The organism is Kribbella sp. NPDC049174 (assembly GCF_043197365.1).
GTDB lineage: Bacteria > Actinomycetota > Actinomycetes > Propionibacteriales > Kribbellaceae > Kribbella.
In genome coordinates, this window is the sequence record NZ_JBICSZ010000014.1 from 1 (window position 1) to 17,925 (window position 17,925).

Annotated in this window: 20 protein-coding genes; 10 read left to right on the forward strand and 10 right to left on the reverse strand. The window is 68.9% G+C overall.

Features of this window, described 5'->3' with window-relative positions:
* Nucleotides 1–82: 82 nt before the first annotated feature.
* Entirely contained in the window at nucleotides 83–232 is a 150-nt protein-coding gene (locus ACGFIF_RS40560) for a zinc ribbon domain-containing protein (RefSeq protein WP_393162530.1), read from the forward strand.
* Nucleotides 233–271: 39 nt separating this feature from the next.
* Here the strand turns inward: ACGFIF_RS40560 and ACGFIF_RS40565 are convergent, their stop codons facing one another.
* The 3 genes from ACGFIF_RS40565 to ACGFIF_RS40575 all read right to left on the reverse strand — a co-directional run bounded on the left by ACGFIF_RS40565 (nucleotide 272) and on the right by ACGFIF_RS40575 (nucleotide 2,923).
* Complete coding sequence (locus tag ACGFIF_RS40565; protein ID WP_393162531.1) at nucleotides 272–955, reverse strand: amidohydrolase family protein; 684 nt, start codon at nucleotides 953–955, stop codon at nucleotides 272–274.
* Between the two features lie 7 nt (nucleotides 956–962).
* Complete coding sequence (locus tag ACGFIF_RS40570; protein WP_393162532.1) at nucleotides 963–2,216, reverse strand: ABC transporter substrate-binding protein; 1,254 nt, start codon at nucleotides 2,214–2,216, stop codon at nucleotides 963–965.
* Nucleotides 2,217–2,323: 107 nt separating this feature from the next.
* On the reverse strand, nucleotides 2,324–2,923 hold the full coding sequence (locus tag ACGFIF_RS40575; protein WP_393162534.1) for a hypothetical protein: 600 nt from the start codon (nucleotides 2,921–2,923) through the stop codon (nucleotides 2,324–2,326).
* Nucleotides 2,924–3,090: 167 nt separating this feature from the next.
* On the opposite strand from ACGFIF_RS40575, the gene ACGFIF_RS40580 reads away from it, so the two are divergent.
* On the forward strand, nucleotides 3,091–3,594 hold the full coding sequence (locus tag ACGFIF_RS40580; protein ID WP_393162536.1) for a GNAT family N-acetyltransferase: 504 nt from the start codon (nucleotides 3,091–3,093) through the stop codon (nucleotides 3,592–3,594).
* On the opposite strand, the gene ACGFIF_RS40585 is transcribed toward ACGFIF_RS40580, so the two are convergent.
* Genes ACGFIF_RS40585 through ACGFIF_RS40595 form a run of 3 tightly spaced genes read right to left on the reverse strand, consistent with a single transcriptional unit; the run spans nucleotide 3,584 to nucleotide 5,927 of the window.
* Nucleotides 3,584–4,240 (reverse strand): flavodoxin, encoded by a 657-nt coding sequence (locus ACGFIF_RS40585; RefSeq protein ID WP_393162538.1) that lies wholly within the window; start codon nucleotides 4,238–4,240, stop codon nucleotides 3,584–3,586. The genes ACGFIF_RS40580 and ACGFIF_RS40585 overlap by 11 nt on opposite strands.
* Nucleotides 4,241–5,086, reverse strand: coding sequence for an aldo/keto reductase (locus ACGFIF_RS40590; protein ID WP_393162541.1), 846 nt, complete (start codon nucleotides 5,084–5,086; stop codon nucleotides 4,241–4,243).
* Between the two features lie 10 nt (nucleotides 5,087–5,096).
* Entirely contained in the window at nucleotides 5,097–5,927 is an 831-nt protein-coding gene (locus ACGFIF_RS40595) for an oxidoreductase (RefSeq protein ID WP_393162543.1), read from the reverse strand.
* A 115-nt stretch (nucleotides 5,928–6,042) separates the two neighbouring features.
* Between ACGFIF_RS40595 and ACGFIF_RS40600 the strand changes: the two genes are divergently transcribed.
* Nucleotides 6,043–6,918, forward strand: coding sequence for a helix-turn-helix domain-containing protein (locus ACGFIF_RS40600; protein ID WP_393162545.1), 876 nt, complete (start codon nucleotides 6,043–6,045; stop codon nucleotides 6,916–6,918).
* Here ACGFIF_RS40600 and ACGFIF_RS40605 read toward each other — a convergent pair.
* Nucleotides 6,915–7,289: a DUF5997 family protein gene (locus ACGFIF_RS40605; RefSeq protein ID WP_393162547.1), complete on the reverse strand. Its 375-nt coding sequence runs from the start codon at nucleotides 7,287–7,289 to the stop codon at nucleotides 6,915–6,917. The two genes, ACGFIF_RS40600 and ACGFIF_RS40605, sit on opposite strands and share 4 nt — an antisense overlap.
* A gap of 57 nt (nucleotides 7,290–7,346) precedes the next feature.
* Between ACGFIF_RS40605 and ACGFIF_RS40610 the strand changes: the two genes are divergently transcribed.
* Both ACGFIF_RS40610 and ACGFIF_RS40615 read left to right on the forward strand, forming a co-directional pair.
* Nucleotides 7,347–8,108, forward strand: coding sequence for a LysR substrate-binding domain-containing protein (locus ACGFIF_RS40610; protein WP_393162549.1), 762 nt, complete (start codon nucleotides 7,347–7,349; stop codon nucleotides 8,106–8,108).
* A gap of 70 nt (nucleotides 8,109–8,178) precedes the next feature.
* Nucleotides 8,179–8,697, forward strand: coding sequence for a VOC family protein (locus ACGFIF_RS40615; protein WP_393162551.1), 519 nt, complete (start codon nucleotides 8,179–8,181; stop codon nucleotides 8,695–8,697).
* A gap of 39 nt (nucleotides 8,698–8,736) precedes the next feature.
* Here ACGFIF_RS40615 and ACGFIF_RS40620 read toward each other — a convergent pair whose 3' ends face one another.
* Complete coding sequence (locus tag ACGFIF_RS40620; protein ID WP_393162553.1) at nucleotides 8,737–10,761, reverse strand: GMC oxidoreductase; 2,025 nt, start codon at nucleotides 10,759–10,761, stop codon at nucleotides 8,737–8,739.
* Nucleotides 10,762–10,876: 115 nt separating this feature from the next.
* On the opposite strand from ACGFIF_RS40620, the gene ACGFIF_RS40625 reads away from it, so the two are divergent.
* Nucleotides 10,877–11,971 (forward strand): aldo/keto reductase, encoded by a 1,095-nt coding sequence (locus ACGFIF_RS40625; RefSeq protein ID WP_393162555.1) that lies wholly within the window; start codon nucleotides 10,877–10,879, stop codon nucleotides 11,969–11,971.
* Here ACGFIF_RS40625 and ACGFIF_RS40630 read toward each other — a convergent pair.
* Nucleotides 11,958–12,548: a TetR/AcrR family transcriptional regulator gene (locus ACGFIF_RS40630; protein ID WP_393162557.1), complete on the reverse strand. Its 591-nt coding sequence runs from the start codon at nucleotides 12,546–12,548 to the stop codon at nucleotides 11,958–11,960. The genes ACGFIF_RS40625 and ACGFIF_RS40630 overlap by 14 nt on opposite strands.
* Nucleotides 12,549–12,679: 131 nt before the next feature.
* On the opposite strand from ACGFIF_RS40630, the gene ACGFIF_RS40635 reads away from it, so the two are divergent.
* On the forward strand, nucleotides 12,680–13,639 hold the full coding sequence (locus ACGFIF_RS40635; RefSeq protein ID WP_393162559.1) for a TIGR03885 family FMN-dependent LLM class oxidoreductase: 960 nt from the start codon (nucleotides 12,680–12,682) through the stop codon (nucleotides 13,637–13,639).
* On the opposite strand, the gene ACGFIF_RS40640 is transcribed toward ACGFIF_RS40635, so the two are convergent.
* Nucleotides 13,636–14,790 carry an alkaline phosphatase PhoX gene (locus tag ACGFIF_RS40640; protein WP_393162561.1) on the reverse strand — a complete coding sequence of 385 codons (1,155 nt, stop codon included), beginning with the start codon at nucleotides 14,788–14,790 and terminating at the stop codon, nucleotides 13,636–13,638. The genes ACGFIF_RS40635 and ACGFIF_RS40640 overlap by 4 nt on opposite strands.
* Nucleotides 14,791–14,931: 141 nt before the next feature.
* Between ACGFIF_RS40640 and ACGFIF_RS40645 the strand changes: the two genes are divergently transcribed.
* From ACGFIF_RS40645 to ACGFIF_RS40655, 3 genes are read left to right on the forward strand one after another with little or no spacing between them, the layout of a single operon-like run.
* Nucleotides 14,932–15,450, forward strand: a complete 519-nt coding sequence (locus ACGFIF_RS40645) for a PadR family transcriptional regulator (protein WP_393162563.1) — start codon at nucleotides 14,932–14,934, stop codon at nucleotides 15,448–15,450.
* Nucleotides 15,447–16,178, forward strand: coding sequence for an ABC transporter ATP-binding protein (locus ACGFIF_RS40650; protein WP_393162565.1), 732 nt, complete (start codon nucleotides 15,447–15,449; stop codon nucleotides 16,176–16,178). Before ACGFIF_RS40645 ends, ACGFIF_RS40650 begins: the two co-directional genes overlap by 4 nt.
* A complete protein-coding gene (locus tag ACGFIF_RS40655; RefSeq protein ID WP_393162567.1) occupies nucleotides 16,175–17,923 on the forward strand; it encodes an ABC transporter permease in 1,749 nt (582 codons plus the stop codon). Before ACGFIF_RS40650 ends, ACGFIF_RS40655 begins: the two co-directional genes overlap by 4 nt.
* Nucleotides 17,924–17,925: the final 2 nt, after the last annotated feature.

A 17,925-nucleotide genomic window follows, 5' to 3' on the forward strand; every position in this document is an offset into this window, starting at 1 on the left:
GCTGCGGCCAGCCCCGGACAACGCCGCACAACAACGGCCAGCAGCCGCATGACCACTTGACAAACATAGGGGCATCCAAGCGGTGTTCCGGTGCGCAGCCTGCGGACATCAGGCCAACGCGGACGTGAACGCGGCAGTCAACATCGCGGCCGGACGGGCCGTCAGCGCACGCCGAGAGACGCCCCCACGGGTCTCGCCGAAGCGTGAACCTCAACACGCTACCTCCGCGTAGTAGTTGTTGGAATCCCCGTCCGTCAGGGCGGGGAGGACGTCAACCGAGCAGCTCCAGGATGTTGCCACCGGCAATCAGCTCGACGTCCTGCACCGACAGCTCGAGGTGGTCGAGCTGAAACCGCGGTCCGGCGTCGTCGGTCTCGGGTGCTCCCGTGCCGAACAGCACACGGTGCGCGCCGTACCGGTTCGCCATCCACTCCACCTGCAGATGACCACAGAGACTCGCCGTGTCGAAGCGCAGCTCCGCGTGGGTATCCATCAGATCGGCGAGCTCCCGGAGTGCGCGATAGCCCGTGTTGATCAGCACGATCCGCAGCGTGGGCACCTCGGTCGCAAGCCGATGGATCTCGCCGGGACTCGTCGACTCCCAGCCGAGCAGCACGGTGATGTTGCGCTCGGCAAGCTCTCGCGCCAGCTGGAGCCCATGCGGCCCGGCCAACGCATACCGATGCTCAGCCGGACACATCCGCACAAGTCGTCCGTCCGCGGGCACCGGCGCACCCAGCGGCCCGGGTACGACGACCGGCACGCTGGTCATCCGTGGATGCTCCGGTACGTCGGCCGGCGTGACCGGGTCGTAGTACAGGGCATGCGAATGGACGACACACGCCGCGTCGATGGCCAACCAGTCGAGCTCGGACAGCAGCCCGGGCACGTCTCGACTCGGTACGTCGCCCACCGGAACCGGCCCGAGGATCCGGTTGACGTCGACCACTCTCATGACTGCCTCAACGCTGTCTGGACAGCAGCTCGTCGGCTTGCTTCGCTGCCGCGTCGAGCGCCTGCTGCGGCGTCTTCTTCCCGGTCAGCGCGGCCTGGATCTCGACCGCGAGCAGTGCCATCACCTGCCGGGCGGCCGGGTTCACCTCACCGTGGAAGGCGTACTGCAGGGCTTCCTCGAACTTCTTCGCCTGGTCGTCCGACGCCGGCACCGGCGCGTCGGTCCGTGGCGACAGGTAGTTCGACGCGGTCCCCAGGCTGATCACCTGCTTCGGCTGGGTCATGAAGGTGAGGAACTTCTCCGCACCCTCGATGTTCTTCGACCCCGCGTTCACCGCGAGCCCGCCGGGCAGTCCGAACCCGACCCGCTTCTTGTTCTCCAGCGGTACGCCGACGACCACATTGGCCGCGCCCCAGCTCGCGTTCACGGTCTTGGCATCGATCAGCGTGTTGGTGAAGCCCATCGCGACCTGCTGCTTGCCGAGCGCCTGGTCGGCGACCACGTTGGCGTTGGTCAGGCTGCTCTTCGGGATCGCGCCGGCGTCGTACAGGCCCTTGATGAAGGTCAGTGCCTCGACGCCGGGAGCCTGGTTGAACGCGACCTTCTTGCCGTCCTCGGCGAACACCGAGCCGCCGGCCTGCCAGAGCAGTGGGTAGAAGCTGAGGTTCAGCGAGGTCTCGGGTGAGGCCGAGTAGTCCAGCGTGGCGACGCCGGCCTGCTTGAGTTTCGGCGCGGCCGCCTTGATCTCGTCCCAGGTCTCCGGCGGCTTCGTGATACCGGCCTTGTCGAGCAGTTTCTTGTTGTAGAGCGTGGTGGTGACAGTGTGATAGATCGGTGCGCCGTACAACTTGCCGTCGACGGTCAGGGCGCTCAGCGCGCCGGGCAGGAACTTCGACTTGTCCGCCTCGAGCACCTTGTCGATCGGCTCGAGCGAGCCCGTCTTGACGAACTGCGGGATCTGGTCCGGCCCGAGCAGCAGCACGTCCGGGCCCTTGCCGCCCGAGAATGCGGTGGCGAGCTTCTGGTCCCGGTTCGCCCAGGGTTGCTGCTCGATCTTCAGGTCGACGTCGGTGTTGGCCGCCTCGAAGTCCTTCTCGACCTGGGTCCAGTAGGCGGTGGCGGCCTTCTCGTCGGCGATGACCGGATACATCCACACCGTGACGGGTTTGGCCGACGACTCCTCCGCCGATCCGCCACAGGCGGTCAGTGCGGCGGATGCGGCGAACGCGGTGAGCGGAACCACGAGACGGTTGATCTTCATCGGACCTCCACAGCCTTTACGGTCAGGACCGAAAGTACCGCGCAGTGCCCCGGGGACGTCAACCACTGAGCAAGAATGCGTGGTAAGTTTTCGGTCCGGACCGTTAATCACTCGGCCGGGACCGCCATCACCCAGTCGGCGCTGACGACCCGGTAGCCGAGCTTGTAGAGGCCGCGGAGGATGCCCGGGACGTGGGCGGCGCCGTACACGACCGCGACGTCGATCGACTCCTCGGCCCGGTCGCGCACGATCGCGGCCAGCGCGGCCAGCACCTGGTCGTCACGGCGGCCGAGCAGCAGGTCCATGAACGCGTCCAGGTCCTCGCCGCGGAGCTCCTCGGCCGCGGTCAGCAGGTCGTTCACCTCGAGGTTCAGCATCGCCCGGCGGCCGGCGAAGAACTGCCCGACCGTCACCACCGGGATGGCGGCCCAGGTGAGCAGCCGGGTCTTCAGCGGCAACTCGCCGAACCCTTGGTCGAACTCCCCCGCGGTCACGTCCGGCGTCACGATCGGTACGCCGAGGTCGCCGTACGGAATGTCGTCCTCGACCAGCCCCGACTCGTCGTTGGCCGGGATCACCTTGTACGTCGCCATCAGCGCGTCACCGACCGCCGAGTCGCCGTCGATCCCCTCGACCACCAGCAGGTCGCACTCCCGCAACCGGCGCTCGACCTCCCGGTAGAACTCCGGCGCCGCCACATGCAACATCGGAAACACCCGCAGGACCGGCCCACCCCCACGCCGCGTGCACCGCAACACCGCACACCGCGTCCCCACCACACTGCTCTCGACAATCTGCACGCCCACCACCCCCGGTTCCCAGTGTCAGAACCCAAGGGGTCAACCTCCGGCCGGCGATTGAGATACTTCCGACCGTGAATACGAGTGCGAGGTCGGGCGAAGCGCGGCAGCGGGCGACCTGGGGTCGTTGTGTGGACTGGGCGCTGCGTCCCGCCGAGCCGGCCGATGTCGAGGCGATCGCGGAACTGCGGGCGACGGTGATGCGCCCGGACCTGGAACGGTTGGGCCGCTTCGACGAGCACCGGGTCCGGCAACGGCTGCGGGACTCCTTCTCCCCGCAGTACACGTCGATCATCGTGGCCGACGGCACCTTCGCCGGCTGCGTCACCGTCCGCCCGGCCGAGGACGGCCGCTGGCTGGAGCACTTCTACCTCGCCCCGGACCTCCAGGGCCGCGGACTGGGATCAGCCGTCCTGCGAACCCTCCTGGAACAAGCCGACGCCGACGGCGTCCCCGTGCGCCTCAACGTCCTCCAAGGCAGCCCCGCCCAACACCTCTACGAACGCCACGGCTTCACCGTCGAGAACCAAGACCCCATCGACGTCTACATGATCCGCCAACGAGCCACTACTCGCTGAGCAGCCCCGTCCGGCGGAGCCACGCTTCTACCTGTGGGCGGGCGGATTGCACCGTTTCGCCCTGGATTGCCAGTCCTTCGCCGATGGTCGAGCCGGGGCAGTTGGCGGTGTAGTCGTCGACGGCCCGGCCGAGGCCACTCATGGCGTGGGTGGTGAACGGGTAGACCGTCTTGCCGCTGAAGTCGTGTCCGTCGGTGAACGTCGCCATGATCATCGGCGGCCGGACGTTCCAGATCGGGCTGCCGAGCAGGAGTACGTCGTACTGGTCGATCGACGGCAACGGGTTGGCGATCGCGGGGCGTGCGTCGGCGTTCTGCTCACGGACGTTCCGCGCGACGGTCTCGTCGTACCCGGTCGGGTAGGGGTCGGCGGCCTCGATCCGGTGCACGTCACAGGCGATCAGGTCCCTCACCATCCCGGCCACGACCTCGGTGTTGCCTACCTCCAGAGTCCGCCGGCCGCCGTAGTGATAGTTCTCCCCGGCGCGGGAGAAGTACACGAGGAGAACTCGGGCCTGCCCGGGTCGGCCCGACGGCTCTGGCGCGGACTCCGTTGAGGAGCAGGCGGCCAGAGCCGACGTGCCGACAAGTCCCGCCGCGGTGAAGGCGAGGAACAAGCGACGGGACGGTGGTTGGTGCGCGGGCATTCAGTCGATCCGCGATGTGCCGAGGCGGGTGACCATCTCGGGGTCTCGGTGGTCGAAGAACTGGCTGGTGCCGGTGTCGAGGGTTGCGATGCCGGCGAGGTCGTCGCCGGTGAGCTCGAAGTCGAAGATGTCGAGGTTCTCGGCCATCCGGTCGGGGCGGACGGACTTCGGGATGACGGCGACACCGCGCTGGACCAGCCACCGCAGTACGACCTGGGCGACCGACTTGCCGTACGACGCGCCGATCTCGGTCAGCACCGGGTTCGCGAAATGGTTGTTCCGGCCTTCGGCGAACGGGCCCCAGGATTCCAGCTGTACGCCGTGCTGACGCATGAGCTCCTGCTCCTCGCGGCGCTGGTGGAACACATGTGCCTCGATCTGGTTGACCGCCGGGGTGATCTCGTTGTGCTGGATCAGGTCGATCAGCCGGTCGGACTGGAAGTTCGACACGCCGATCGCCCGGATCCGGCCCGCGCGGTACAGGTCCTGCATCGCGCGCCACTCGCTGTAGTAGTCGCCGTACGGCTGATGGATCAGGTACAGGTCGAGGTAGTCGAGGCCGAGGCGGCGCAGTGACGTCTCGAAGGCCCGCTTGGTGTTCTCCTCGCCGGCGTCCTGGATCCAGAGCTTGGTGGTGACGAACAGTTCGTCGCGAGGGATGCCGCTCTTCGCGATCGCGAGGCCGACGGCTTCCTCGTTCTGATAGCCGGCCGCGGTGTCGATCGAGCGGTAGCCGGCCGCGAGCGCGTCGCTGACCGCCTGCTCGGTCTGCTCCGCCGGGATCTGGAAGACGCCGAACCCGAGAATCGGTAGCTCGACGCCGTTGTTCAGCGTGACTGTTTGCATGAGATGTCTTTCAGTTCTCGTAGCTCGTGCTGGTGCTGAGGTTGCTCCACTGCTCGAGCTGCTTGCGCTCGGCGTCGAGGACGCCGTTGATCGCGGTGAACGCGTCCTGGCCGAGGACGAGGAACTTGGGTGGAGTGGGCTCGGCGAGTGCGGTCAGGATGGCCTGTGCGGCTCGGGCGGGATCGCCGGGCTGGGTGCCGTGGATCGTGTCGTGCTCCTTGCGTCGCTTGCCGGCGGTGTCGGCGTAGTCGGCGATCGCGTCCGCGGACTGGGTCAGCGAACGGCCGGCGAAGTCGGTCCGGAACCCGCCCGGCTCGACGATGGTGACCGTGATGCCGAGTGGTTCGAGCTCCTTCTGCATCGAACCCGACAACCCTTCCAGCGCGGCCTTCGTCGCGGAGTAGTAGCCCGACCCGGGAGGGCAGATCCTGGCGCCGATGGACGAGACGTTGACGATCGCCCCGGTACGACGCTGCCGCATGCCGGGCAGGACGGCCTTCATCATCGCCACCGGCCCGAAGACGTTGGTCGCGAACAACTGCTCGACATCGGCCTCGTCACCTTCCTCGACGGCGGCGCGGTAGCCGTACCCAGCGTTGTTCACCAGGACGTCGACAGCACCGAAGCGCGTCTCGGCCGCTCCGACGACGCTCCGAACCTGATCCCGGTCCGTGACGTCGAGTCGCTCGACGAGCGCCGTACCGGGGTATTTCTCGGCCAGGTCGGCAACTGTGCCGGGGTCGCGGGCGGTGACGACGGCGTTGTGGCCGGCCGCTAGCACCGCCTCGGCGAGAGCTCGTCCGAGGCCGGTGGAACAGCCGGTGATCAACCAGGTGGTCATTAATCTCCTTTCGCTGTCACCAGCACACCCCGTGACCGGCGCCGCAGGAAGTGGCTGCTGATCCATGGACTGACAGTGCCTGCCACGTTCCGTCACCGGGATCTACGCTGGCGGGATGGACAGTCGAACCGAGGTCCGCGAGTTCCTCCGCTCCCGGCGCGCCAAGGTGACCCCCGATCAGGCCGGGCTGCCGGTCAGCGGGCACCGGCGGGTGCCCGGACTGCGGCGAGAGGAGGTCGCGCTGCTCGCCGGGGTGAGCGTCGACTACTACGCCCGTCTCGAGCGTGGCGATCTGGCCGGGGTGTCCGACGAGATCCTGGACTCGATCGCCGGCGTACTGCGGCTGGACGACGCCGAGACCACGCACCTGCTCAACCTGGCCCGCGAGGCCCGGACCAGCCCGAGTCGGCGGCGCCGGGCCGCCGTACGGCCTGAACCGCAGATCCGGCCGAGTCTGCAGCGGTTCCTCGATGCGATCACCGGTGCGCCGACCTGGGTCCGGAACGAGCGGATGGACTTCATCGCGGCCAACCCGCTCGGGCGTGCCCTGTACGCGCCGATCCTGGAGGATCCGGTCCGGCCGGCCAACAACGCCCGCTACTTCTTCCTCAACCCGGACGCCACCACCTTCTACCCGGACTGGGACCGCAACGCGGACGACATCGTCGCCACCCTCCGCGGCTACGCGGGTCGCAAACCGCACGACAAGGGCCTCACCGACCTCATCGGCGAGCTCGCCACCCGCAGCGAGGACTTCCGCACCCGATGGGCCGCGCAGAACGTCCGCTTCCACCGCACCGGGCTGAAACGCATCCACCACCCGGTCGTCGGCGACCTCGAACTCAGCTACGAAGCGATGGAACTGCCGGCCAACCCCGGCTGGACCATGTTCTCCTACACGGCCGAACCCAACTCCCCCACCGACGAACGCCTCCGCCTACTGGCCAGCTACGCAGCCACCGTCGAGGCCGAAACCGCCGACAAGCCCTAGTCGCGGGTCTCTTCCTTCAGCCGGGCTGCTTCCCTGCGGACATCGGCCTGGATGCCGCGCTCGTGCTCGAGCCAGTCGGGGTTCTCCGACTTGAGGGCTTCGATCTGCTCGGTGGTGAGGGCCTCGGTGATACCGGCGCGGGCCAGGCCGCTGATGGACACGCCCAGCTTGGCGGCGACCACGGACCGCGGGTGCGGCCCGTCGCGGCGGAGGTCGCGCAGCCACTCAGGCGGGTCGGCCTGCAGCGCGTTCAGCTCGTCGCGGGACACGACGCCCTCCTGGAAGTCGGGCGGAGTGGCCTGGAGGTACACGCCCAGCTTCTTCGCCGCCGTAGCGGGCTTCATCGTCTGGACTGCCTTACGCGACGTCATGGCGCAAGGGTAGCGAGCGGGGACACCGCCGCCGATCACACCCGGTAGCCTGACCACGTGACCGGGTCGCAAACGTCGTTCAGGCTCGGGTATGTCCCGGGGGTGACGCCTGCCAAGTGGGCGCGGATCTGGCGGGACCGGTCGCCGCGGATCCCACTCGAACTCATCCAGGTCGCGGCCGCGGACGTCGTCGAGCTGGTCCGGAGCCGCCAGGCGGATGCTGCCTTGCTGCGGTTGCCGATCGACCGGACCGGTCTGCACGCGATTCCCTTGTACGTCGAGACGACGGTCGTGGTGATCCCGAAGGACCACGTCGTGACGGCGGTCGAAGAGGTGACTGCCGAGGATCTGGCGGACGAACTGATGCTGCACCCGCTGGACGACGTACTCGAGTGGGAGCGTCCGCCCGGCCGGGTGATCGATGAGCGGCCGGCGACGACGGCGGATGCCATCGCACTCGTCGCGGCCGGGACTGGGCTGGTCGTCGTACCGCAGTCGCTCGCTCGGCTGCATCACCGGCGGGATCTCACCTTCCGGCCGCTCCTGGACGCACCGGAGTCGGGCGTCGCGTTGGCGTGGCCGGAGGAGGAGACGACCGAGCTGATGGAGCAGTTCATCGGCATCGTCCGCGGCCGGACGGTCAACACCAGCCGAGGCTCTGCCCCCACCAAGCCGAGCGACGCCAAGTCGAGCTCCAAAGCGACCGCCGCCAAGCGACAGCCGGGCGGCGGCAAGCAGCAGACCAGCACTGGCAAACGACAGGCCGGCAGCGGCAAACGGCAGGCTGGCGACGGCCGACGCAAGAAACCTCGCCGATAGCACCCCGCCCTGGTGTTCAGTTGAGCTTTCAACTATCATCGGGAGTGCAGTCGTCGAGAAGGAGTGCGTCATGGCGATCTTCCGGTTGAACCACGCGGTGCTGTACGTGCGCGACCTGGCCGCCAGCGTCGCCTTCTACCGCGACGTGCTCGGCTTCGGGTACACCGAAGGCGGGGACTCGTTCCAGGGCGCGGCGTTCCTGCGCGCGCCGGGATCGACCAACGACCACGACCTAGGGCTGTTCGAGCTCGGCTCCCAGGCCGGCCCGTCCGGCGCCGGCCGGACCACGGTCGGGCTGTACCACCTCGCCTGGGAGGTGGACACCCTCGGCGACCTCGAGGATCTGGCCACCACGCTGGCCGAGGCCGATGCGCTGGTCGGGGCGTCGGACCACGGCACGACCAAGTCGCTGTACGGCAAGGATCCGAACGAGCTGGAGTTCGAGATCGTCTGGATCATCCCGGCGGAGCTGCTCACCGACGAGGACCGGAACAAGGCCGGTGTCGGCCGGCTGGACCTCGCCGCCGAACTGGCGAAGTACGGGCGCGACGCCCGCAGCGGCGTCGGCATCTCCCGCATCCTCGGCTGACCGCCAACCGCCGACCGGCCAACCGCCGACCGCCGACCGTCAGCCGGTGATGCCCTCGGCAATGCGGAGGGAGTTGGCCAGCACGGTCAGCACCGGATTCACCCCGCCGTTCGTCACGTGCACCGAGGCATCGGCGATCCACACGTTGTCGTGACCCCAGACCCGGCCGTGCGGATCCGTGACCGAGCGGGCCGGATCATCGCCCATCCGGCAGCTACCCGCCTGATGCTGCCCACTACTCGCCTGCTGCGTACTGCCAAGACCGCCAACCGCAGTCCGCACCGCGCCAGCCTCGACCAGCCACTGCCGAGCCTTCTCGCTCATGAACGCATGCGCCCGGACATCCTCCGGATGAATGGATCCGCTGAGCACCACCACCGGGTTCCCGAACCGGTCCACGACGTCCGGATCCACCCGCACCCGGGACTCCGCTGACGTGACCTCCTGGATCGGCCCGACCACCCGCATCATCCGGCGCGCCTCACGGCGCATCGCCTGCTTCCCGGCCGCCCCGGCCCGCGGGATCAGCCCGGCCGCGGTCAGATAGTCGTACGTCGCCGCCGGCGTCGGGACGAACTCGTTGGCCAGCATCCCGCCGCCCACCAGTCCGTCGTTGCCGTGCCGGAAGTCGCACGTCGCGATCGACACCCCGGGACCGACCAGATCGGCCACCTCGTCGTCGAACAATCCGACCGCTCCGGCGTACACGTGCGCCTGCAGATACCGCCCGACCTGATCCCGGTTGTTGCCGAGCCCATCCGGCTCACCGTCGTGCGCGCTGTTGAGCAGCAACCGTGGCGTCTCGGTCGCACCCGCGGCGACGACCACCTCCGCGCAGCTCACCGTACGACGCCAGATCCGGCCGGCCTCGTCGTACCCGACCAACGCAACCCCGACGACCCGGCCATGCGACGTCACCAGCCGCTCAGCCGTCGTCTCGGTGACCAACGTGCACCGGCCCGTCGCGAGTGCCGCCGGCAATGCGGTGTTGTGCGTCCCGCCCTTGGCCTCGACCGGACAGGCGAACCCGACGCACTGCCCACACCGCACACACCCCGCCCGGCCTTGGTACTCGACGGAGTTGATCAGCAGCGGTACGTCGAGAGTCCCCCAGCCCAGTCGCTCAGCCGCACCCGCCAGCCGCTGAGCCGGACCTGTCCGCGGCAAGGCCGGCATCGGCAACGGGATCGACCGTGCGGCGTGCCAGGGGTCTACTCCCCCACCACTGACGCCGAATCGCTGCTCGGCCAGGCTGTAGTAGGGCTCCAGGTCGTCGTACGTGATCGGCCAGTCCGCCAAGCTGCTTCCGGCCGGAACCCCGTAGGTGCTGGCCATCGTGAAGTCGCGCGGGACGAACCGCCACGCCTGCGCGCCGTACACCCGGGTGCCACCGCCGACGGTGAAGGCGTTGTTGCCCCATCCCGGGTCCGGCGGCAGGACAGTTCGTCGTACGCCGTCCGTCACCGCGATCCGGGGTCGACCGTGCGGATCGGGGTCCGTCGGGGCGGGCAGCGCGGACCACGAACGCGGGTTGCGCAGATGGTCGTGGGTCAGCGACGCCGTCGTCGGGTAGCGGCCGGTCTCGACGACGAGCACTGACCGGCCCGACTCGGCGAGCACCTGCGCCGCGGCGCCCCCGCCCGCACCCGAGCCGATCACGATCGAGTCGTACCGATCGGCCAGCGCCGACGGCGGCGTGATGGCCAACTCGGTCTGCACCACCTGGGCGCCACCGGGCTCCCAGCCGACGACGGCCCAGCCCGGCGGTTGGTTGCCGTAGGCATCTGGAATGTGCCCGTCACCCGAGTAGTACCCCTGCACGACCAGCCGGACGAGCCAAGCACCGTCCTCATCCGCGAGCACCGCGTCGAGCTCCGGCTCGTCCCCCGCCACCTCCAACGCCCGCTCCACCCGCGGTCGCCAATCCGGCCGATCCGCCGCGAGCACCCGCTCGACGAACGCGACCGCACCGACGTCGGCCGCCGAAGGGAACTCGTCCGCCGGAACAGCCACCTCAGCCAACCGCTCGAGAACCACCCGCTGCCGTTCCGAGAGCCCATCCACCCTGCGATCCCTTCGCCGACGTCGCGCCCCAGCCTTTCAGATCCTCACGACGCCCGGCAGCTATCCGGGCTTTTTGTACTTGTGGGTCCATTTTCGCCGAGCCACGATGGAGGACGTGGCACTTGATCACTACTACCTCCTGGGCAGGTCCGGACTGCGGGTCAGCCGGCTGGCACTGGGCACGATGAACTTCGGCACCGGCGGCTTCCACGCCGCGTACGGCAAGACCGAGGACGAGGCCCGGCCGATCTTCCGGCGGTACGTCGATGCCGGCGGCAACTTCATCGACACGGCCGACTTCTACACCGCGGGCGAGAGCGAGACGATCCTCGGCCGCCTGCTCGAGGAGGCGGGCATCCGGGAACGGATGGTCCTCACCACCAAGTTCACCAACAGCGTCGACCCCGGTGACCCGAACGCGGGCGGCAACGGCCGCAAGGCGATGATCCGCGCGGTCGAGGACTCTCTGCGCCGCCTGCGCACCGACTACGTCGACCTGTTCCTCCTGCACACCTGGGACCGGATCACCCCGGTCGAAGAGGTATTGCGCACGTTCGACGACCTCACCTCCGCAGGCAAGATCCGGTACGCCGGCCTGTCCGACGTACCAGCCTGGTACGCCGCCCGCGCACAGACCCTGGCCGACGCGCACGGACTCGCACCGATGGTCAGCCTGCAACTGCCGTACTCCCTGGTCGAGCGGACGATCGAGACCGAGCACGTCCCGGTCGGCCAGGAGTTGGGCCTCGGCATCACCGCATGGAGCCCGCTCGGCAGTGGATTCCTCACCGGCAAGTACCGCAACACCGACCAGGGCGTCGCCGGTGCCGGTCGGCTCACCGGCGACAGCGCACCCGTTCGAGCGTGGACCGACCAGCACTGGGAGCTGCTGAAGACCGTCGAGACCGTCGCGGAGAAGCGGGGCGTGACGATGGCCCAGGTCGCCCTGAACTGGGTCGCCACCCAACCCGGCATCGCTTCGGCGATCGTGGGCGCGAGCAGTCCGGAACAGTTGGACAGCAGCCTGGGCGCACTCGACTTCGAACTGCCGGCGGAGTTGCGGTCCGCTCTCGACGAGGCGAGCGCCGTACCGCCGGAGTCGGTCTACCGGATGTTCACCCCGGAGTACCAGGGCTGGCTGGTCAACCCGGCTGCGAAGGTCGGCGACAAGCCCGATGGATACCGTCGGCCCGTCGTCAACTGGAGCTGATCCGCAGGTAGTCGAGGTACAGATCCAGCGCGTACTCGAGGTGCTTGGACGAGCCCGACGACATGAGGATGGTGACCCCGCCCTGGATCGCGGCGATCAGCGCGGCCGCGGCCCGGGCGGGGTCGACGTCCGCGCGGATCTCACCCGCTGCCTTCATGTCCTCGATGCCGGCCTGGATCCGGCCCTGCCACTGGGCGAGAAGTTTGCCGGTTACCGCCTGCGCGGCCGGACTGTGCCGGCCGATCTCGGTGATCAGCACTCCGAGCGGGCAGTGCACTCCCTGGCGCCGGTACTTCTCGACGACGACATCACGCCACTCGTGCCACGCGTCCCAGGAGGTCAGCTGCCCGAGCTGCGGCTCCTGATCCTCGATCACCCGGTCTGCCTCGCGCTCGGCCACCGCGAGCAGCAACTGCTCCTTACCCTCGGGAAAGTAGTGGAACAACTGACTCTTCCCCGTCCCACTGCGCCGCCCGATGTCGTCGAGCGTCACGGCCGCGATCCCACGTTCCCGAATCTCCGCAGCCGCCGCGTCCACGATCCGCCCGCGCGTCGCCGCACCCTTCGCCGTCAGCACGTCATCGACTGTACCTACCGGTCCACTTAGGCCAGCACTGCATGCGGGCCCTCGGCCGAGTCGGCCGCTAGCGGGTTTCGCCGGCGGCACGGCGGGCACCGGCAAGCGGATCAAGGATCCGGAGGTTCTGCATGCCCGTCGTCGGATGGCACGCGTCACACGAACAGATCCCGCCCAGCCAGTTGCTGCGGGACATCCAGTTGGCCGAGCAGGCGGGGTTCCAGGCGGCGTGGTCGTCGGACCACTTCACGCCGTGGAGCCGCCGGCAGGGTGAGTCCGGATTCGCGTTGTCCTGGTTGGGCGCGGCGATGGCGACCACGTCGATCCCGGTCGGAGTCGTGAGTACGCCGGGCCAGCGCTACCACCCGGCGATCATCGCGCAGGCCCTGGCGACCCTGGCCGAGATGTTCCCCGGGCGGTTGTCGGCCGGGTTCGGCAGCGGCGAGTTCATGAACGAGCACATCACCGGCGAGCCCTGGCCGCACAAGGACGTCCGCAACGCGCGCTTGAAAGAGTCCGTCGATGTGATTCGCGCGATGCTGTCCGGCGAGGAAGTCACCCACCACGGCCTGGTCCAGGTGGACCGGGCCAGGTTGTGGTCCCTGCCCGAGCAGCCGCCGCGGATGCTGGCGCTCGCGGTGAGCGAGGCGACCGCGCGGTGGGCCGGTGAATGGGCCGACGGGTTGGTGACGATCTGGCAGCCGCCGGAGATGTTGAAGAAGATGGTGGCCGCGTTCCGCGAGAACGCCGGCGACGACAAACCGCTCGCGATCCAGATCCACGTGAGCTGGGCGCCGGACGAGGACGAGGCGCTGAACATCGCGTTCGACCAGTGGCGGACGAATCTGTTCGAGGCACCGTTGTGCTGGAACCTCGCCACCGCGGAAGAGTTCGACCTGGCCGCGACGCATGTCCGGCCCGAAGACATGCGCCGCAGCGTGGTGATCTCGTCAGAACCGCAGCGGTTCGTCGAGTGCGTCCGCGAGGTGGCCGATCTCGGCTTCGACGAGGTCTACCTCCATCACGTCGGCCAGAACCAGCAACCCTTCCTCGAGGCCTTCGGTCAGCAGGTCCTTCCCGCGTTGACCTAGAGGCTGGTGCGGAACGGGCCGGTGACCTCGTAGGTGATGCCGCCGCTGCTCGAGCCGCTGGTACCGCGCTGGGACGAGAAGTACAGGCGGTTGCCGGCCGGGTTGAACGCCACACCGCACAGTTCGGAGCCGGACTGACCGGTCACCCGCAGGAACGGCGCGACGATGTCGTTGGGCGTGATGATGCAGATCTCCATGGTGCCGCCGTCCTCGGCGACGTACAGGTCACCGACGGTCGCGCCGGTGATGTTGTCCACGCCGGTCAATGGCGGGTTGCTGGTCAGGTTGTCGTCGTACGCGATCGCGATCGTGTTGTTGACCGCGTTGTAGGCCCACACACGGTTGTCGCCCTTCGTGGTGAAGAAGCAGGTGCCGTTGCGGTAGTAGCACCCCTCGCCACCGTTGAAGATCTTCATCCCTGAGACCTGCTTGCGGGTGCGCGTCGGACTGCCGTCCGGGTCGGGGATGTTCACCCAGGACAGTGCGCCGCCGGACTCACGCAGTACCTGCAAGGTGCCCGTGGACAGGTTGCCCCAGGTCGTCGGGACGAAGCGGTAGAAGCCGCCGTCGGGTACGTCCTCGGTCAGGTAGATCACTCGCCGGTCCGGGTCCACCGCGGCGGCCTCGTGTGAGAACCGGCCGAGGGCGGGACGCCGTACGGCGGCCTGAGCACCGGTCGGGTCGGCCTCCCAGATGTAGCCCAGGTCGGTCTCCTCGCCGGACAGCCAGGTGCCCCAGGGTGTCGCGCCACCCGAACAGTTCCGCGTGGTCCCGGACAGGATCCGGTAGGCGCCGGTGATCGAGCCGCTGCTGTTGAACCGCAGGGCGCTGGCACCGCCACTCCCGCTGCTCATCTCGGAGTTGGACACGTAGATCCACCCGGTGCCGTTGGCGAAGCACGCGCCACCGTCCGGAGCGCTGTGCCAGGTGTAGCCGGTGCCGGACACGGTCTGCGTCGACCGCGCCAGCACCCGGCTGGTGAAGCCCTGCGGAAGCATGATGCCGTTCGAGTCGGCCGCCCGCAGGCCGCCGTACGGACTCGGGCCGGTCTGGGCGGGGAACGCGAGCGCCTCCGGCGCCACGCTGAACCCGAAGGCCACCGATGTCGACGTGCCGATCACTGCCGCGCGAAGAAAGGTACGACGGTCCACGACTGCTCCTCACAACGTTGGGCGAGTAGTTGCTGACGGACAGTCAACCGGACCGCGGGTGAACACCGCCCGGGGTCCGCAGTGAACCCCAGGCGGCTTCTCCTTGACGCGATAGATAGCGGGTATATATTCTCGCTATCTATGCGGTCGTTGTTCCTTGCGTTGCTGGCCGACGAGAGCCGGTACGGCTACGAGATCAAGCAGGCCCTCGAGCAGGAGTTCGGGGAGACCCTGCCGGCGCTGAACGCCGGGCAGATCTACTCCACACTCGCGCGGCTCGAGCGCGACGGCCTGGTCGTCGGGCAGAGCGTCGAGGGCGACAGCCGCCGCAAGCGGGTGTACGAGCTCACCGAGGCCGGCCGGGCGGCGTTGACGGACTGGATCGCGACACCGGTGCCGGGGACGCGGTTGAAGGACGAGTTCTTCATGAAGCTGGTGATTCTGGCGTCGGCCGGGCTGGCCGACCCGAAGGCGCTGATCGCCGGCCAGCGGCGCGAGTACCTGCAGTCCCTGCGGGATCTCGACGCGATGCTGGCCACCGACGGCGCGCGGCCGGCCGCCGAACTGCTGGCCGAAGGCGCGGTTCTCCATCTCAAGGCCGACCTGGAATGGCTCGACCTGATCGAGCAGCGACTGCCGCTGCGGGAGGGGTCAGCGTGACCCAGGTGCTCGAGGCGCGAGGCCTCGCGAAGACCTACGACACCGGCGACACGAAAGTCCTCGCCGTCCGGGGAGTCGACCTCACCATCGAGCGGGGCGAGTTCGTCGCGATCATGGGGCCGAGCGGCTGCGGGAAGTCCACCCTGCTCAACCTGCTGGCCGGACTCGACCGGGTGACGTCGGGCGAGGTCTGGCTCGGCGGCGAGCGGATCGATCAGCTGAGCGAGACCGCGCTGGCACGGCTGCGCCGGGACCGGATCGGGTTCGTGTTCCAGTTCTTCAACCTGATGCCGACCCTGTCCGCGATCGAGAACGTCGAGCTGCCGCTCCTGCTGGTCGGCCGCCGGCGCAAGGACGCCCGGGAGACCGCGAGCAAACTGCTGAGCGACCTCGGCATCGGAGACAAGTACGACGCCGCGCCGTCACAACTGTCCGGCGGACAGCAGCAGCGGGTCGCGCTCGCCCGCGCGCTGGCGAACACTCCGGACATCCTGCTCGGCGACGAGCCGACCGGAAACCTCGACTCGGCCTCGGCCCGCGAGGTGCTCGCCCTGCTACGCGCCGCCCGCGACCGTGGCCAGACCCTCCTTCTCGTCACCCACGACGCCCGCGTGGCGGCCGCCGCGGACCGCGTGATCACCCTTCGCGACGGACTGGTGTTCGACGACACCGACCTGCAGCCGGCTCGACCGGTCACGCTGCCGTTCGACGCAGGCGGGCCGTTATGACCATCACCTTGGTCAGACTCGCCTTCGCAGGCATGCGCTCGAGACTGCTCGCGAGCGCGCTCACCGTTCTGCTCTGCAGCGCCGCGGCCGCCACGATCGTGCTCGCGCTCGAGGTCGGCGCGACCGCGCGGGATCCGTGGCAGCGCACCTTCGAGGCGGCGAACGGCGCACATGCCTTCGCGAACGTGCAGTCGGCAGCCGACGCACGCACGGTCGCGAGCCTCCCCGGCGTCGCCGAACGAGGCGATCCGGTGCCGAACGCGAACACCGCCCTGATCGGCCGACCCGACCGGCTGCAGCTCGCGGCACCATCATCCCCGGCACAGGTCGACAAACCGGTGCCGATCGAGGGCTCGATCCAACCGGCCAACGGAATCGTGCTCGAGCGAAGCTTCGCCGACGCGCTCGGCCTCTCCGTCGGTACGACGCTGCGCCTCGCCACCCCCGACGGCTCGATCGAACTGCCCGTCGTCGGCACCGCGGTCTCCCCCGGCCAACCGCGCTACCCGCGCCGGAATCCCGGGCTGGCCTGGGTCACTCCCGCCACCCTCGAGCGGATCCAGCCCGACAGCAGCCGCTGGCGCTGGACCCAAGCGGTCCGGCTGACCGATCCGGCCGCCGCACCGGCCTTCGCGGAGCGAGCAACTGCCGCGCTACCTGCCGGCACGGCCGCCGTCGAAACCTGGGAGGACCAGCGCACGAGTGCACTCCAGGACTCGGCGCCGACGCGGCTCGTCCTGACGACGTACACAATCGTCTTGCTTGCGGTGGTCTTCGCCGTCGTGGCGATCCTGGTCGCCGCGCGGGCCAGTGCACAGCACCGCGAGATCGGTCTGCTGAAGGCCGTGGGCGTCACGCCACGCCAGGTCGTTGCCGTGTTCGCGCTCGAGTCCGCCGTACTCGGCCTGGTTGCGGTGGTGCTCGGCTTCGCGGTCGGCCTCGTCCTTGCACCGGAGTTGGCTGCGTCCAGCGGTGCGACGATGCTGGGCGCGCCGACGACCGCGGCAAACCCCTGGCATCTCCTCGTGGCGGCACTCCCGGTGCTGCTCGTCCTGCTGGGCAGCGCCAGCTCTTCGACCCGGCGCAGTACCCGCTTCAGCGTCCTGCACGCGATCCAGTCCGGCGCTCCCGCGCCCGCCTCGCGATCACGCCTTTCCCGACTGACCAACCGGCTCGCTCTCCCGCTCCCGCTCTCACTGGGTCTCAAGGACCTGCTCACCCGGCGACACCGAGCCATCCGGTTGGCGGCAGCGATTGCAGTCACCGGGGCGGCGATCGTGTTCGCGCTCTCGATGCAGGCAAGTCTCCAGGCGCAGACGCCGGGCACCGTCAGCGATGTCCCGCGTGAGCTCCCGGTGCTCGTCTACACCCTCGACGCCGTACTGCTGCTGATCACGGCGACAACCCTGGTTGCGGTCGCACTCTTGTCGGTCCGCGAGCGCGTCCGCGACTACGGCGTACTGAAGACCATCGGCCTGACGCCTCGGCAGATCGCGGCGAGCCTGGTCAGCGCGCACACCGCACTCGCCGTAGTCGCGGCGATCGTGTCGATACCGGCGGGCATCGTCTTGTACGTCGCTGTCTACGGGATCGCCGGTGGGAGCAGCGAGGATCGGGTGATCGCGCCGTGGTGGTGGCTCGCGCTCGTCCCGGTCGGAACCATCCTCCTGGTCGTCATCGCGACCAGCCTGCCCGCCCGACTGGCAACCCGAATCCCGGCCGCGGACGCTCTGCGCTACGAGTAACC